The following is a 15,016-nucleotide window of genomic DNA, read 5'->3' as shown; positions in this document are numbered from 1 at the left end:
AGTGAAGCGCCATCTGATCTCGGCCGCGGACCTCACCCGCGACGACGCCATCCTGATCCTCGACACCGCCGAGGAGCTCGCGCACATCGCCGAGCGGCCGATCAAGAAGCTCCCGACGCTGCGCGGTCGCACCGTGGTCAACCTCTTCTTCGAGGACTCCACCCGCACCCGCATCTCGTTCGAGGCCGCCGCCAAGCGGCTGTCCGCCGACGTCATCAACTTCTCCGCCAAGGGCTCGTCCGTCTCCAAGGGCGAATCGCTCAAGGACACCGCGCTGACCCTGCAGGCCATGGGCGCCGACGCGGTCGTCATCCGGCACCACGCCTCCGGCGCGCCGCACCGCCTCGCAGGCTCCGGCTGGCTGCGCGGCTCGGTCGTCAACGCCGGCGACGGCACCCACGAGCACCCCACCCAGGCGCTGCTCGACGCGTTCACGATGCGTCGCCGGCTCGCCGGCGGCAGGGGCGATCTCGAAGGCCGCCGAATCACCCTTGTGGGTGACGTCCTGCACAGCCGAGTGGCCCGCTCCAACGTGCTCCTGCTCGCCACCCTCGGCGCCGAGGTCACCCTCGTCGCACCGCCCACGCTGCTCCCGATCGGCATCGAGACCTGGCCCTGCACGGTCTCCTACGACCTGGACGCCCCGCTGCCCAAGAGCGACGCGGTGATGATGCTGCGGGTGCAGCGCGAGCGGATGAACGCCGCGTTCTTCCCCACCGAGCGCGAGTACTCCCGCCGCTACGGCCTGGACCTGCGCCGGATGTCGATGCTCCCCGAGCACGCCATCGTGATGCACCCGGGCCCGATGAACCGCGGCATGGAGATCGCCGCCGAGGTGGCCGACTCGGCCCGATCGACCATCGTCGAGCAGGTCACCAACGGCGTCAGCGTGCGGATGGCCGTCCTGTACCTGCTCCTGAGCGGCAACGAGCCCGCCCTGAGCGCCCCGAGCACCACCACCGAGGAGATCGCCAAGTGAGCACGTACCTGATCAAGGACGCCAAGGTCCTCGGCGGCGACGCGCAGGACGTGCTCATCCGCGACGGCGTGATCGCCGCGATCGGCACCGGCCTGGCCGCCGACGGCGCGACCGTCGTCGAGGCCGCCGGCCGGATCCTCCTGCCGGGCCTGGTCGACCTGCACACCCACCTGCGCGAGCCCGGCCGCGAGGACGCCGAGACGGTCGCCACCGGCGCCGACGCCGCGGCCCTCGGCGGCTTCACCGCCGTGCACGCGATGGCCAACACCGACCCCGTCGCCGACACCGCGGGCACCGTCGAGCAGGTCTGGCGACTCGGCCAGGAGACCGGCCGCTGCGACGTGCACCCGGTCGGCGCGGTCACCGTCGGCCTCGAGGGCAAGCGGCTCGCCGAGCTCGGCGCGATGGCCGACTCCGCCGCCCGCGTGCGGGTCTTCTCCGACGACGGCAAGTGCGTCGACGACGCGGTCATCATGCGCCGCGCCCTGGAGTACGTGAAGGCGTTCGACGGCGTCGTCGCCCAGCACGCGCAGGAGCCCCGCCTGACCGAGGGCGCCCAGATGAACGAGGGCACCGTCTCCGGCGAACTGGGCCTGCGCGGCTGGCCCGCCGTCGCCGAGGAGTCGATCATCGCCCGCGACGTGCTGCTCACCGCGCACGTCGGCTCGCGCCTGCACGTGTGCCACGTCTCCACCGCCGGTTCCGTCGAGATCCTGCGCTGGGCCAAGTCCAAGGGCTGGAACGTCACCGCCGAGGTGACCCCGCACCACCTGCTGCTCACCGACGAGCTCGTGCGCTCCTACGACCCGGTCTACAAGGTCAACCCGCCGTTGCGCACCGCCGCCGACGTCACCGCGCTCCGCGAGGCGCTCGCCGACGGCACGATCGACGCCGTCGCCACCGACCACGCCCCGCACCCCAGCGAGGACAAGGACTGCGAGTGGGCGGTCGCGGCGATGGGGATGCTGGGCCTGGAGACGGCGCTGGCGATCGTCCAGCAGACCATGGTCGACACCGGCCTGATGGACTGGGCCGGCGTCGCCGACCGGATGTCCACCCGCCCCGCCGCGATCGGCCGGCTCGACACCCAAGGCCGCCCCGTCGCGGTCGGCGAGCCCGCCAACCTGGTGCTCGTCGACCCGACCCCACGGCGTACGGTCGAACCGTCCGAACTCGCCTCGCGCAGCCGTAACACCCCCTACGCCGGGATGGAACTCCCCGGCAAGGTGGTCGCCACGTTCCTGCGCGGCGTCCCCACGGTGATCGACGGGAAGCTCGCGTGACCTCAGGTCTGGCCCATCACGAGTTGCTGCTCGCGGCCGAGAAGAAGTCCGCGGAGGTGACGGACTGGGGCGGTCGCATCCTCTGGACCGGCATCTGCCTCGCCTTCGTGCTCGGCGTGTACCTGCTGATGTGGCGCGCCTGGAAGAAGCGCGCCAAGCGGCAGGGGGCGCTGCCCGCGTTGCCGATCGCGCCCGAGGGCGGCGGCGAGCCGCTGCTCCCGCGGCTGGTCGGCCGCTACTTCGGCAGCACCACGGCAGGCCGGTGGCTGGACCGCGTCGTCGCGCACGGCCTCGGCACCCGCAGCCCCGTCGAGCTGACCCTGCGCGCGGACGGCCTCGTGGTCGAGCGCCCCGCCGCGACCGACTTCTTCGTCCCGGCCGCCGCGATCACCGGCGCGCGACACGAGAAGGGCATCGCGGGCAAGGTGCTGCCCGAGGGCGGCCTGCTCGTGATCACCTGGAGGCACGGCGACACCGCGCTCGACTCCGGCTTCCGCGGCGACCACCCGGCCGACCACGACGCGTGGATCGAAGCCGTCACCCGGCTGATCGCGGGCGAGCTGCCGACGACCGTCGGCGGCGCCGCACCAAGCCACGCAGTACAGAACGATCAGGAAGGATCGGTCACGTGACCGCAATGACCGGACGGGCCACGACGCCTGCGGTGCTCGTCCTCGAGGACGGGCGTACGTTCCGCGGCAGCGCCTACGGCGCGGTGGGGGAGACGTTCGGCGAGGCGGTGTTCTCCACCGGCATGTCGGGCTATCAGGAGACCCTGACCGACCCCTCGTACCACCGCCAGGTCGTCGTGATGACGGCCCCGCACGTCGGCAACACCGGCGTCAACGACGAGGACCCCGAGTCGTCCCGGATCTGGGTCTCGGGCTACGTGGTCCGCGACCCCGCCCGAGTGCCCTCGAACCACCGCTCGCGGCGCTCGCTCGACGACGAGCTCGTGCGCTACGGCGTGGTCGGCATCAGCGGCATCGACACCCGCGCGCTGACCCGCCACCTGCGCGAGCGCGGCGCGATGCGGGTCGGGATCTTCTCCGGCCCCGCCGCGCACGCCGACGAGAGCGCGCTCCTGGAGCGCGTGCGCACCAGCCCCGAGATGGCCGGCGCCGACCTCGCCGAGCAGGTCAGCACGGACACCGCCTACGTGGTCCCGGCGATCGGCACGAAGCGATTCACCGTCGCCGCCCTCGACCTCGGCATCAAGGGCATGACCCCGCACCGGATGGCCGAGCGCGGCATCGAGGTGCACGTGCTGTCCGCGAACGCCACGCTCGAGCAGGTCAACGCGGTCGAGCCCGACGGTGTGTTCTTCTCGAACGGCCCCGGCGACCCCGCGACCGCGACCCACCAGATCGAGCTCCTGCGCGGCGTCCTGGAGCAGGGCACCCCGTTCTTCGGGATCTGCTTCGGCAACCAGTTGCTCGGCCGCGCGCTCGGGTTCGGCACGTACAAGCTCAAGTACGGCCACCGCGGCATCAACCAGCCCGTGCAGGACCGCACGACCGGCAAGGTCGAGGTCACCGCGCACAACCACGGCTTCGCCGTCGACGCGCCGCTCGACAAGGTCTCGGACACGCCCTTCGGCCGCGCCGAGGTCAGCCACGTGTGCCTCAACGACGACGTCGTCGAGGGCCTGCGGCTGCTCGACCGACCCGCGTTCAGCGTGCAGTACCACCCGGAGGCCGCGGCCGGACCGCACGACTCCGCCTACCTGTTCGATCGTTTTGTGACGCTGATGGAGACCAAGAGTGCCTAAGCGCAACGACCTGAAGTCCGTCCTGGTCGTCGGCTCGGGCCCGATCGTCATCGGCCAGGCCGCTGAGTTCGACTACTCGGGCACCCAGGCGTGCCGGATCCTCAAGGCCGAGGGTCTGCGCGTCATCCTGGTCAACTCGAACCCGGCCACGATCATGACCGACCCGGAGATCGCCGACGCCACCTACGTCGAGCCGATCACCCCCGAGTTCGTCGAGAAGATCATCGCCAAGGAGCGCCCCGACGCGCTCCTGCCCACCCTCGGCGGGCAGACCGCGCTCAACATCGCGGTCTCGCTCAGCGAGAACGGCGTCCTGGAGAAGTACAACGTCGAGCTGATCGGCGCCAACCTCGACTCGATCCAAAAGGGCGAGGACCGCGACCTGTTCAAGGGCGTGGTCGAGCGCGTGCGCGAGAAGATCGGGCACGGCGAGTCGGCCCGCTCGGTCATCTGCCACACGATGGAGGACGTGCTCGGCGGCGTGGACACCCTCGGCGGCTACCCCGTCGTGGTCCGCCCCTCCTTCACGATGGGCGGCGCCGGCTCCGGCTTCGCGCACGACGAGGAGGACCTGCGCCGGATCGCCGGCCAGGGCCTGGCCCTGTCGCCGACCACCGAGGTGCTCCTGGAGGAGTCCATCCTCGGCTGGAAGGAGTACGAGCTGGAGCTGATGCGCGACAAGCACGACAACGTCGTGGTCGTCTGCTCCATCGAGAACTTCGACCCGATGGGCGTGCACACCGGCGACTCGATCACCGTCGCGCCCGCGATGACGCTGACCGACCGCGAGTACCAGACCCTGCGCGACGTCGGCATCGCCGTCATCCGCGAGGTCGGCGTGGACACCGGCGGCTGCAACATCCAGTTCGCGATCAACCCCGACGACGGTCGGGTGATCGTCATCGAGATGAACCCGCGTGTCTCGCGCTCCTCGGCGCTGGCGTCCAAGGCGACCGGCTTCCCGATCGCCAAGATCGCCGCCCGGCTCGCGATCGGCTACACGCTCGACGAGATCCCGAACGACATCACCAAGGAGACCCCGGCCAGCTTCGAGCCCTCGCTCGACTACGTCGTGGTCAAGGTCCCGCGCTTCGCGTTCGAGAAGTTCCCGGCCGCCGACGACCGGCTGACCACGACCATGAAGTCGGTCGGCGAGGCGATGGCGATCGGCCGCAACTTCACCGAGGCGCTGAACAAGGCGCTGCGCTCGCTGGAGAAGAAGGGCTCGCAGTTCGACTTCGTCTCCGAGGTCGGGGCCAAGAACGAGCTGCTGATCGCGGCCGAGAAGCCGACCGACGGCCGGATCAACGTCGTGATGGACGCGATCCGCGCGGGCGCCACGCCCGAGGAGCTGTTCGAGGCGACCCGGATCGACCCGTGGTTCCTGGACCAGATGTACCTGATCCACGAGATCGCCGGCGAGGTCCGCGACGCGGCCGAGCTGACCCCCGACGTGCTCCGCCTCGCGAAGCGGCACGGCCTGTCCGACCTGCAGATCGCGGCGATCCGCGGGATGCGCGAGGAGGTCGTGCGCGAGGTGCGCCAGGCGCTGGGCGTGCGCCCGGTGTACAAGACCGTGGACACGTGCGCAGCCGAGTTCGCCGCCCGGACCCCGTACCACTACTCGTCCTACGACGAGGAGACCGAGGTCGCGCCCCGCACCAAGCCGGCCGTGATCATCCTGGGCTCGGGTCCCAACCGGATCGGCCAGGGCATCGAGTTCGACTACTCGTGCGTGCACGCCGCCTTCGCGCTGCACGACGCGGGCTACGAGACCGTCATGGTCAACTGCAACCCCGAGACCGTCTCCACCGACTACGACACCTCCGACCGGCTCTACTTCGAGCCGCTCACCCTGGAGGACGTGCTGGAGATCGTGTACGCGGAGACCCAGGCCGGGCCGGTCGCGGGCGTGCTCGTGCAGCTCGGCGGGCAGACCCCGCTCGGGCTCGCGCAAAAGCTCAAGGACGCGGGCGTACCGATCGCGGGCACCTCGCCCGAGGCGATCCACCTCGCCGAGGAGCGCGGCGCGTTCGGCCGCGTGCTGGCCGAGGCCGGGCTGCTCGCGCCCAAGCACGGCACCGCGTTCTCGTTCGGCGAGGCCAGCACGATCGCCGCCGAGATCGGCTACCCGGTCCTGGTCCGCCCGTCCTACGTGCTCGGCGGACGCGGCATGGAGATCGTCTACGACGAGCCCTCCCTCGCCACCTACCTGGAGCAGAACGCCGGCCTGGTCAGCGACCACCCGGTGCTCGTCGACCGCTTCCTCGACGACGCGATCGAGATCGACGTGGACGCGCTCTACGACGGCGAGGACCTCTACCTCGGCGGCGTCATGGAGCACATCGAGGAAGCCGGCATCCACTCCGGCGACTCGGCCTGCGCGCTCCCGCCGATCACCCTCGGCGGCAACGACATCAAGCGCCTGCGCGCGGCCACCCTGGGCATCGCGGAGGGCGTGGGGGTGCGCGGACTGATCAACATCCAGTTCGCCCTGTCCGGCGACATCCTCTACGTGCTCGAGGCCAACCCGCGCGCGTCGCGGACCGTGCCGTTCGTGTCCAAGGCGACGGCCGTGCCGCTCGCCAAGGCCGCCGCGCGGGTCAGCATGGGCTCGACCATCGCCGAACTGCGCGCCGAGGGCCTGCTCCCGGCCGAGGGCGACGGCGGCACGCTGCCGATGGACGCGCCGATCGCGGTCAAGGAGGCGGTCCTGCCCTGGAACCGCTTCCGCGACACCAAGGGCCGGGGCGTGGACACCGTGCTCAGCCCCGAGATGCGCTCGACCGGCGAGGTCATGGGCATCGACGCGGTGTTCGGCACCGCGTACGCCAAGTCGCAGGCCGGCGCGTACGGCTCGCTGCCGCTCAAGGGCCGCGCGTTCGTGTCGTTCGCCAACCGCGACAAGCGCTCGATGGTGTTCCCGGTCAAGGCCATGCACGACATGGGCTTCGAGATCCTGGCCACCGAGGGCACCGCCGAGGTGCTGCGCCGCAACGGAGTGCCCGCCACCATCGTGCGCAAGCACAGCGAGGGCACCGGGCCGAACGGTGAGCAGACCATCGTGCAGCTCATCCACAACGGGGAGGTCGAGTTGATCGTCAACACCCCGTTCGGCACCGGCGGCCGGCTCGACGGCTACGAGATCCGCACCGCGGCCGTCACCCGGGGCATCCCCAGCATCACCACGGTCCAGGGCTTCGCCGCGGCGGTCCAGGGCATCCAGTCGCTGATCGCCGGCGACATCGGGGTCCGGTCGCTCCAAGAGCACGCCGACCACATCACGTCCCACCGAAAGGGCTGACGACAGCGATGGCACTTCCCCTGCAGGTGCAGGCGGAGATCGTCGGCCGCGAGCCCGCGGGCGCGTACCACCGCATGGTGTTGCGCGCCCCCGGGATCGCCGCCCGCGTCGAACCCGGGCACTTCGTCGCCGTCGCGATCGGCGGGGTCGACTCGTCGATGCTGCTGCGCCGGGCGTTCTCGATCCACCGCGCCGACCCGGAGGCGGAGACGATCGACGTGGTCTTCTCCGAGGCCGGGCGCGGCACGCGCGAGCTGGCCCGGCTGCGCCCGGGCGACACGGTGAACGTGGTCGCGCCGCTCGGCACGCCCTTCCCGCTGCCGGCCGAGCCGGTCAGCGCGGTGCTGGTGGCCGGCGGCTACGGCAGCGCGCCGATGTTCGCGCTCGCCGAGCGGGTCCGGGACGCGGGCGGTTCGGTCGCCTTCGTGCTGGGCGCGGCGACGGCGGAGCGGCTGTACGGCGTGGACCAGGCGCGGGCGATCACCGAGGACGTCGTGGTCACCACCGACGACGGCTCGGAGGGCATCCGGGGCTTCGTCACCGGACCGCTGCCCGAGGTGCTGACGGCGGTCGCGGCGGACGTCGTGTACGCGTGCGGCCCGATGGGCATGCTGCGCGCGGTCACCGACGTGGCCACCGCGCACGACGCCCGCGTGTTCACCGCCGTCGAGGAGTCGATGGCGTGCGGCGTGGGCGTGTGCATGACGTGCGTGCTGCCGGTCGTCGGGGACGACGGGGTCAGCCGGTTCGTTCGCTCATGTGTGGACGGTCCGTGCTTCGACGGCACCAAGGTGCGGTGGGACGACGCCGGCACGATTCCGGCGGACATCGAGGGCGCGGCAGCGATGGGAGCGCACTGATGACCGACGCGTACGAGGGTTACGACGACAACGGCTTCGACGAGCCGCCGTCGTCCACGATCATGCTTCCGGGCGGCGGGATAGACCTCGCGACCCGGATCGGGTCGACGCTGCTGCCGAACCCGGTGACCACGGCGTCGGGCTGCGCGGGCTACGGCAAGGAGCTCGCGAAGTTCTTCGAGCCGGCCGCGATCGGCGCGGTCGTCACGAAGACGATCATGCCGTACGCGCGCTCGGGTCGGGCCACCCCGCGGATGGCCGAGACGCCGTCCGGGATGCTCAACTCGATCGGCCTCCAGGGCCCCGGCATCGACGCGTTCGTCGAGCGCGACCTGCCGTGGCTTGCGGCGCGCGGCGGACGCACGATCGTGTCGATCGCGGGCGGCCACGTGGACGACTTCGTGGCGCTCGCCGAGCGGCTCAAGGGCGCGCCCGGCGTGGTCGGCATCGAGGTCAACATCTCCTGCCCGAACGTGGCCAACCGAGGCCAGGTGTTCGCGTGCAACCCGGCCACGTCCTACGACGTGGTGCGGGCGGTCCGGGACGTGGCCGACCCGCTGGTGCCGGTGCTCGCGAAGCTCTCGCCCGACGTGACGTCCATCGTGGACATCGCGCGCGCGTGCGTCGAGGCGGGCGCGGACGGCCTGTCGATGATCAACACGCTGCTCGGCATGGTGATCGACACCGACACGATGAAGCCCGTGCTCGCGGGTGTCACCGGCGGGCTCTCGGGCCCGGCGGTGCGGCCGGTCGCGGTGCGTTGCGTCTACCAGGTGCACGCGGCGATGCGCGAGGGGCAGATGGCGCAGGTGCCGATCATCGGCATGGGCGGCATCCGGACCGGCCTGGACGCGCTGGAGTTCATCCTCGCGGGTGCGGCGGCGGTGTCGGTGGGCACGGTGATCTTCAACGATCCCTCCTCGCCGGTGCGGATCCTGGACGAGCTGCGGGCCGCGCTGATCGCGCGGGGATTCGGGTCGCTGGAAGCGGCGATCGGGTACGCGCACCGCTGAAGGGTTCCGTTGTGACGCCGATGCCGGTACGGACGGGGTTCGTGCCGGCATCGGCATGTCCGGGCCTGGGCCCGGTTGGTGGTTCGATGTCGACGAAAGTGGGATTTCGATGAGCAGCCTCGCGCCCGTAGCGGTGGCCTTGGACGCCCCCGACCTGGACCGCGCGCTCGCGTGGGCGAAGGCCGTGGGTCCGCACGTGAGCACCGTCAAGGTCGGCTTGGAGGTATTCCTGCGGGACGGCGCGGACGCCGTCCTGGGGGCCCGTGAGGCCAGTGGCGGGCGGGACGTGTTCCTGGACCTGAAGCTGCACGACATCCCGAACACGGTCGCGGGCGCGGTGCGTTCGGTGGCGGGGCTCGCGCCGACGTACCTGACGGTGCACGCGAGCGGTGGCACGGCGATGATCCGGGCGGCGGCGGACGCGGCGCCCGAGATCGCGATCACCGCGGTGACGGTGCTGACCTCGATGGCCGAGGAGGACCTGGCCGCGGTCGGGCTGGCGGGTCCCTCGATCGAGGCGGCCCGGCGGCTCGCGGGTCTGGCGGTCGCGGCCGGGGCGCGGGCGATCGTGTGCTCGCCGCGTGAGGTGGCGGCGGTGCGGAGCGAGGTGGGCGCGGGCATCGTGCTGATCACGCCGGGGGTGCGGCCGGCCGGGGCGGCGCTGGGGGACCAGACGCGGGTGGCTACGCCGGAGCAGGCGCTTTTGGACGGGGCGGATCTGTTGGTGATCGGGCGGCCGATCACGGGGGCGGAGGATGTCGGTGCGGCTGCGCGTGCGGTTGCTGTGGGGCTTGCGGCTCGGTAGGGGTCGGGGGGTCGGTGGCCGGGGCGTCCTCAAGCGCCGGACGGGCTGGGGTGGGCCGGGTGGGCCCATGGGGTGTCCTCAAGCGCCGGACGGGCTTGAAAGGCTTGTCCTCAAACGCCGGACGGGCTGGGGTGGGCCGGGCCGGCCTTCGGGTGTCCTCAAGCGTCGGACGGGCTGATTCTGCCTGGCTGGCCCTGGGGTGTCCTTAAGCGCCGGACGGGCTGATCCTGCCGGGCCGGCCCTTGGGTGTCCTCAAGTGTCGGACGGGCTTGATCGTGTGGGGCCGGCCCTTGGGTGTCGTCAAGCGGTGGACGGGTGGGGTGGGCCGGGGGGCTTGGGGGTTGGGCTTGTGGGGGCTGTGTGGGCTTCTGGGGGCTTGCGGTGGGGTGGGTGGGGCGGTGGGGCCGGGTGGGGGGTGGCGGGGGCTCCAGGGGGCGTACGGTGCGGCGGGTCGAGGCGGGGATAAGCGGGCCTATCGGGTCATTATGAGCGGATGGTCACGAAGCGGCGGGTGACGTCCGGGGTCGTGGTGGGGCTGGTCGTGCTGGGTGCCGGGCTGTCCGGGTGTGCCCGGCACGGGCGGCCGGCCGACGGTGGTGCCGCGCCGGCCGTGACGCCGCCGCCGGTGGCGGTCCCGTTGTGGCCGGCCGTGACGCCCACGTGGATCCGGCAAACCGGGCCGCCGGCGGTCGACCCGGATCCGATCGTGGTGCCGATCCGCCCGCCCGCGAGCGGCGATCTGCGCGACGCCGATCCGGCGCAGATCCTGCTCGCCGACACGCTGCTGGGTCCGGAGACACGCGCCCGCGTCGAGGACTGTCCCGACGACTGCGGCCTGCGCGCCCCGATGTACCGCGACCTCACCGGCGACGGCAACGCCGAACTGATCGTGGCCGTCGACGAACCCTCCGGCCAGACCGGGCTGTTCGCCTACACCTACCTCGACGGCAGGATCGTGCACGTCCTCGGGGTGTCCGGTCACCTGATCGCGATCGAGACGCTCGGCGCGGACGTGGTGATCCACGAACTCGTGCACGCGCCGACCGACCCGGAGTGCTGCCCGAGCCTGCGCTACACCACCCGGTACCGGTGGGACGGCCACGAGATGCGGCCGATCCTCCAGGGCGTCGGCGGCGAGGGCTCGTACTCCCTGCCCGGCGACCCGGAGGAGTCGAACCCGGCGACCGACATCCCCTCGCCGCCGCCCGCGAACCCGAACAGGACCACCCCATGACCGACGACGCGACCGACCCCCGCCTGCTCCTCGCCGAGGACGACGAGGTGATCCGCGAGGCCACCGCGCTCGCGCTCCAGCGGTACGGCTTCCGGGTGGTGGCCGTGGCCGACGGGCTGACCGCCCTGGAGACGTTCCGGGCCGAGCCGCCCGACGCCGTGCTGACCGACATCATGATGCCCGGCCTCGACGGCGTCGGCCTGACCCGGCGGATCCGGGAGACCAGCACCGTGCCGATCCTGATGATCTCGGCCCGCAGCGACCCGATCGACGTCGTCTCCGGCCTGGAGGCCGGCGCCGACGACTACATCACCAAGCCGTTCGAGAGCGCCGTGCTGGTCGCCCGTCTGCGCGCCGTGATGCGCAGGGTCGACAGCGCCGCCCCCGCCCCACCGGTCGACCAGGCCCGACCGGCCACCCGTGAGCTCGCCGATCCGAGTCGGCGCGAGATCGGCGACCTGGACATCGACACCGACAGCCTGGAGGTCCGGGTCGGCGGCGAGGCGGTGTCGCTGACCCCGACCGAGATGCGGCTGCTGCTCGAATTCGTCAAGCGGCCCGGGACCGTGCTCAGCCGGCACACCCTCCTGGAGAACGCGTGGGACTACGCGTGGGGCGGCGACACGCGCGTGGTCGACGTGCACGTCCAGCGCCTGCGCGGCAAGGTCGGCGCGGACCGGATCGAGACCGTCCGCGGCTTCGGCTACAAGCTGCGCCGCCGGTGACCGCGGCGGGACGGGCCGTGCCGGCGCGGGTGCGGGCGTGGACGCGGGTCCGCGCGAGCGAGCGGTTCCGCAACACGCTGCGCCTGCGGATCAGCGCCGCGATGGTCGCGATGGCGTGTGTCACCGCCCTGGTCAGCGGGCTGCTCGTGCGCGAGGTGTCGCAGAACCAGCGGCTCGATCGGGCCCGCGACATCGCCCTCGCGCGGCTGGACACCGCCTTGGGGGAGTACGGCGCCACCGGCCGGGTGGTGACCCCGGGTGGCGCGGTGGACGAGCCGCGACTGCCCACCGAGCTGGCCCCGCTGATCGACCGCGGGCGCAAGGCCACGATGCTCGCCGGCGACAGCCGACACCGCACCGTCTGGGCGGCGGTGCGGATCGGCGAGCACGTCGTGTCGGTCGCCTCGCCCTACGCGATCCAGGAGAGCGCCCAGGTCGACCTCGACCGGACGATCGTCTTCTCCGGCGCCATCGGGGTCGCCCTCGCCGCGCTGATGGGCGTGTTCGTCGCGGGCGGCATCAGCCGCCGGATGGGCCACGTCCAGCGCGCGACCAGGCGGATCGCCGACGGCGACCTGGAGGCCCGCGCGGGACCGGTACGCGGGCGCGACGAGGTCGCCGAACTGGCCGACTCGGTGGACCGGATGGCCGGTGAGCTGCGCGAGCGGCTGCGTACGGAGCAACGGTTCACCGGCGACGTCGCGCACGAGCTGCGGACCCCGCTCACCGGCCTGGTCACGGCCGCCGAGCTGCTGCCCCCCTCGCGGCCGACCGAGCTGGTCCGGGACCGCGTGCACGCCCTGCACAAGCTGGTCGAGGACCTCCTGGAGGTCTCCCGTCTGGACGCCCACGCCGAACGGGCCGACCTGGTCGAATGCGATCTGGCGACCGCAGTCCGTCGCGCCGCGGGCCACGCCGAGGGCGCGGGCAACCCGCCCGTCGAGGTCGAGATCCGCGCCGCCGAGCACGTGCGGACCGACCCGCGCCGGCTCGAACGGATCCTCACCAACCTGATCGTCAACGGCTTCCGACACGGTGCGCCGCCGGTGCGGGTCGTCGTCGACGGGTCCACCGTATCGGTGCGCGACCACGGCCCCGGCTACCCCGCCGAGCTGCTCGAATCCGGTCCGCAACGGTTCCGCACCGGACGCCCGGAACGCGGCAGGGGTACCGGTTTGGGGCTGACCATCGCGACCGGGCAGGCGCGCGTGATCGGAGCGGAACTGACTTTCGCAAGAGCGCCGGGAGGGGGCGCGGAGGCACGCCTGCGGCTGCCGACCGCCCCCGAGTCGTCCGACGCTCCGTCAGGTCGAGGTTTTCGTGCAGGTAGCCGGGCTTTTCCCATCGATTCGGGCGACGCAGACCGATTCGCCGACTAGGCTCCCTCAAGAGCCGGCCCGGTGGAGTGTCGCGCGTTGCCGCGAACGCTCTGACCAGCTAGGTTCCACTGTTTGTTGGTGGCCGTCCGAGCCGGGCGGCCTTGAGGATCGCAACGAAGTCCGAGGTGACACGGCGTGGCTCTCCCACCCCTGACCCCCGAAGAACGCGCGGATGCGCTCGCTAAAGCCGCTGCGGCTCGGCGGGAGCGCGCCGAGGTGAAGAACCGGCTCAAGAACTCCGGTGCTTCGCTCAGCGACGTCATCAAGGAGGGCAAGGACAATCCGGTCGTGGGCAAGATGAAGGTATCGGCCCTCCTGGAATCCCTCCCCGGCGTCGGCAAGGTGCGCGCCAAGCAGCTCATGGAGAAGCTGAACATCTCCGAGACCCGGCGCGTCCGCGGTCTCGGCACGAACCAGATCGCAGCACTCGAACGGGAATTCGGTGGCTCCGCGTCCTGACGCGGGCGCCGGCTCCGATCCCCGTACCGTGCACGGCACCCGTCGACTCACCGTGCTCTCCGGCCCCTCCGGGGTCGGCAAGAGCACGGTGGTCGCTGACCTGCGCCGCCGTCACCCCGAGGCTTGGCTGTCTGTGTCCGCGACCACACGTAAGCCCCGTCCAGGGGAGACCGACGGTGTGGAGTACCACTTCGTCGACGGCGATCAGTTCGACAAGCTGATCGCCTCCGATGAACTGCTCGAATGGGCTGAATTCGCCGGGAACCGTTATGGAACCCCGCGACAGCCCGTGCTCGAACGGCTCGAAGCCGACGTTCCCACCCTGCTCGAAATCGACCTGCAGGGCGCCCGGCAGGTTCGGCAGGCGATGCCCGAGGCACGCCTGGTGTTCCTCGCCCCGCCCTCGTGGGACGAATTGGTCCGCCGTCTGGTGGGCCGGGGGACCGAGTCCCCCGAAGTCATCGAGCGGCGCCTGGCCGCCGCGAAGGTCGAGTTGGCCGCGGAATCCGAATTCGACGTGACGCTGGTCAACACGTCCGTCGAAGACGTCGTACGCGAACTGCTAGCCTTGATGAACGTATCTTGAGAGTGACGGCTGCCCGATAGTCCACGGCAACCCGATTCACACTCAGTTCTCGCAGCCACCCGCAGCTTTCGCAGCTTTTCGAAGGGCCCCCGCCTTGTCAGCTTCTTCCACCGCACCCGAGGGCATCATCAACCCGCCCATCGACGAGCTCTTGGAGGCGACCGACTCCAAGTACAGCCTCGTCATCTACGCGGCGAAGCGTGCTCGGCAGATCAATGCCTACTACTCGCAGCTCGGCGAGGGCCTGCTGGAATACGTGGGTCCGCTCGTGGACACCCACGTGCACGAGAAGCCGCTGTCGATCGCGCTGCGCGAGATCAACTCGGGCATGCTGACCGCCGAGCCCATCGAGGGCTGAGCGAGTCCGCGTTTCACCGCTCCACAGCTTCACCGCTTCACTGCTTCACCCGAGGGCCCGACGATCGATCGTCGGGCCCTCGGCTTATCCGAGACGTTTGTTTATTTGTGTAGGCGCATGCCGTACGTCTGGGGCCTGTTCGGGGGGACTTGGCGGCGATGCGCGCGAGGCGCGCGAATCCGGAGGGGTGGGCGACGACGGTGGAGCGGATCGAGAGTGGCCAAGACGCGTCGCGGGACGTTCCCCCGAGGTCGGGGCGA

Annotated in this window: 14 protein-coding genes; all 14 read left to right on the top strand. The window is 71.5% G+C overall.

Going from position 1 to position 15,016, the window contains the following annotated elements; all coding sequences use genetic code 11:
- Window position 1: 1 nt before the first annotated feature.
- The 14 genes from OG928_RS05425 to rpoZ all read left to right on the top strand — a co-directional run bounded on the left by OG928_RS05425 (window position 2) and on the right by rpoZ (window position 14,756).
- Window positions 2–979 (top strand): aspartate carbamoyltransferase catalytic subunit, encoded by a 978-nt coding sequence (locus OG928_RS05425; RefSeq protein ID WP_406280039.1) that lies wholly within the window; start codon window positions 2–4, stop codon window positions 977–979.
- Complete coding sequence (locus OG928_RS05420) at window positions 976–2,262, top strand: dihydroorotase (RefSeq protein WP_406280036.1); 1,287 nt, start codon at window positions 976–978, stop codon at window positions 2,260–2,262. The genes OG928_RS05425 and OG928_RS05420 overlap by 4 nt, the downstream gene beginning before the upstream one ends.
- Complete coding sequence (locus OG928_RS05415; protein ID WP_406280033.1) at window positions 2,259–2,894, top strand: hypothetical protein; 636 nt, start codon at window positions 2,259–2,261, stop codon at window positions 2,892–2,894. The genes OG928_RS05420 and OG928_RS05415 overlap by 4 nt, the downstream gene beginning before the upstream one ends.
- Window positions 2,895–2,899: 5 nt before the next feature.
- Entirely contained in the window at window positions 2,900–4,033 is a 1,134-nt protein-coding gene (gene carA / locus OG928_RS05410; protein WP_406290797.1) for a glutamine-hydrolyzing carbamoyl-phosphate synthase small subunit, read from the top strand.
- Window positions 4,026–7,337 carry a carbamoyl-phosphate synthase large subunit gene (gene carB / locus OG928_RS05405; protein WP_406280030.1) on the top strand — a complete coding sequence of 1,104 codons (3,312 nt, stop codon included), beginning with the start codon at window positions 4,026–4,028 and terminating at the stop codon, window positions 7,335–7,337. The genes carA and carB overlap by 8 nt, the downstream gene beginning before the upstream one ends.
- Window positions 7,338–7,345: 8 nt before the next feature.
- A complete protein-coding gene (locus tag OG928_RS05400; protein WP_406280027.1) occupies window positions 7,346–8,197 on the top strand; it encodes a dihydroorotate dehydrogenase electron transfer subunit in 852 nt (283 codons plus the stop codon).
- Complete coding sequence (locus tag OG928_RS05395) at window positions 8,197–9,210, top strand: dihydroorotate dehydrogenase (protein WP_406280024.1); 1,014 nt, start codon at window positions 8,197–8,199, stop codon at window positions 9,208–9,210. Before OG928_RS05400 ends, OG928_RS05395 begins: the two co-directional genes overlap by 1 nt.
- Window positions 9,211–9,319: 109 nt before the next feature.
- The gene (gene pyrF / locus OG928_RS05390) at window positions 9,320–10,015 is read left to right on the top strand and encodes an orotidine-5'-phosphate decarboxylase (protein ID WP_406280021.1); all 696 of its coding nucleotides are present in this window, start codon (window positions 9,320–9,322) and stop codon (window positions 10,013–10,015) included.
- 493 nt (window positions 10,016–10,508) lie between these two features.
- On the top strand, window positions 10,509–11,249 hold the full coding sequence (locus OG928_RS05385; RefSeq protein ID WP_406280018.1) for a hypothetical protein: 741 nt from the start codon (window positions 10,509–10,511) through the stop codon (window positions 11,247–11,249).
- The gene (gene cseB, locus OG928_RS05380; protein WP_406280015.1) at window positions 11,246–11,974 is read left to right on the top strand and encodes a two-component system response regulator CseB; all 729 of its coding nucleotides are present in this window, start codon (window positions 11,246–11,248) and stop codon (window positions 11,972–11,974) included. The genes OG928_RS05385 and cseB overlap by 4 nt, the downstream gene beginning before the upstream one ends.
- Window positions 11,971–13,353 carry an ATP-binding protein gene (locus tag OG928_RS05375; protein WP_406280012.1) on the top strand — a complete coding sequence of 461 codons (1,383 nt, stop codon included), beginning with the start codon at window positions 11,971–11,973 and terminating at the stop codon, window positions 13,351–13,353. The genes cseB and OG928_RS05375 overlap by 4 nt, the downstream gene beginning before the upstream one ends.
- Before the next feature lie 135 nt (window positions 13,354–13,488).
- The gene (gene mihF, locus OG928_RS05370; protein ID WP_026218483.1) at window positions 13,489–13,812 is read left to right on the top strand and encodes an integration host factor, actinobacterial type; all 324 of its coding nucleotides are present in this window, start codon (window positions 13,489–13,491) and stop codon (window positions 13,810–13,812) included.
- A gap of 28 nt (window positions 13,813–13,840) precedes the next feature.
- Window positions 13,841–14,398, top strand: coding sequence for a guanylate kinase (gene gmk / locus OG928_RS05365; protein ID WP_406280009.1), 558 nt, complete (start codon window positions 13,841–13,843; stop codon window positions 14,396–14,398).
- A gap of 94 nt (window positions 14,399–14,492) precedes the next feature.
- Window positions 14,493–14,756, top strand: coding sequence for a DNA-directed RNA polymerase subunit omega (gene rpoZ / locus OG928_RS05360; RefSeq protein ID WP_020551792.1), 264 nt, complete (start codon window positions 14,493–14,495; stop codon window positions 14,754–14,756).
- The last annotated feature ends 260 nt before the right edge of the window (window positions 14,757–15,016 follow it).

It is taken from the genome of Embleya sp. NBC_00896, from assembly GCF_045207785.1.
In the GTDB taxonomy this organism is placed as follows: Bacteria; Actinomycetota; Actinomycetes; order Streptomycetales; family Streptomycetaceae; genus Embleya.
Note: the sequence above shows the minus strand (reverse complement) of the source record. Positions and strands in the feature narration are given on the sequence as shown.

What these genes read in the sequence shown, in the direction of transcription:
- cseB (WP_406280015.1), top strand. Translation starts at nt 11,246, where the DNA reads ATGACCGACGACGCGACCGACCCCCGCCTGCTCCTCGCCGAGGACGAC.
- OG928_RS05385 (WP_406280018.1), top strand. Translation starts at nt 10,509, where the DNA reads ATGGTCACGAAGCGGCGGGTGACGTCCGGGGTCGTGGTGGGGCTGGTC.
- OG928_RS05395 (WP_406280024.1), top strand. Translation starts at nt 8,197, where the DNA reads ATGACCGACGCGTACGAGGGTTACGACGACAACGGCTTCGACGAGCCG.
- carA (WP_406290797.1), top strand. Translation starts at nt 2,900, where the DNA reads ATGACCGGACGGGCCACGACGCCTGCGGTGCTCGTCCTCGAGGACGGG.
- pyrF (WP_406280021.1), top strand. Translation starts at nt 9,320, where the DNA reads ATGAGCAGCCTCGCGCCCGTAGCGGTGGCCTTGGACGCCCCCGACCTG.
- OG928_RS05400 (WP_406280027.1), top strand. Translation starts at nt 7,346, where the DNA reads ATGGCACTTCCCCTGCAGGTGCAGGCGGAGATCGTCGGCCGCGAGCCC.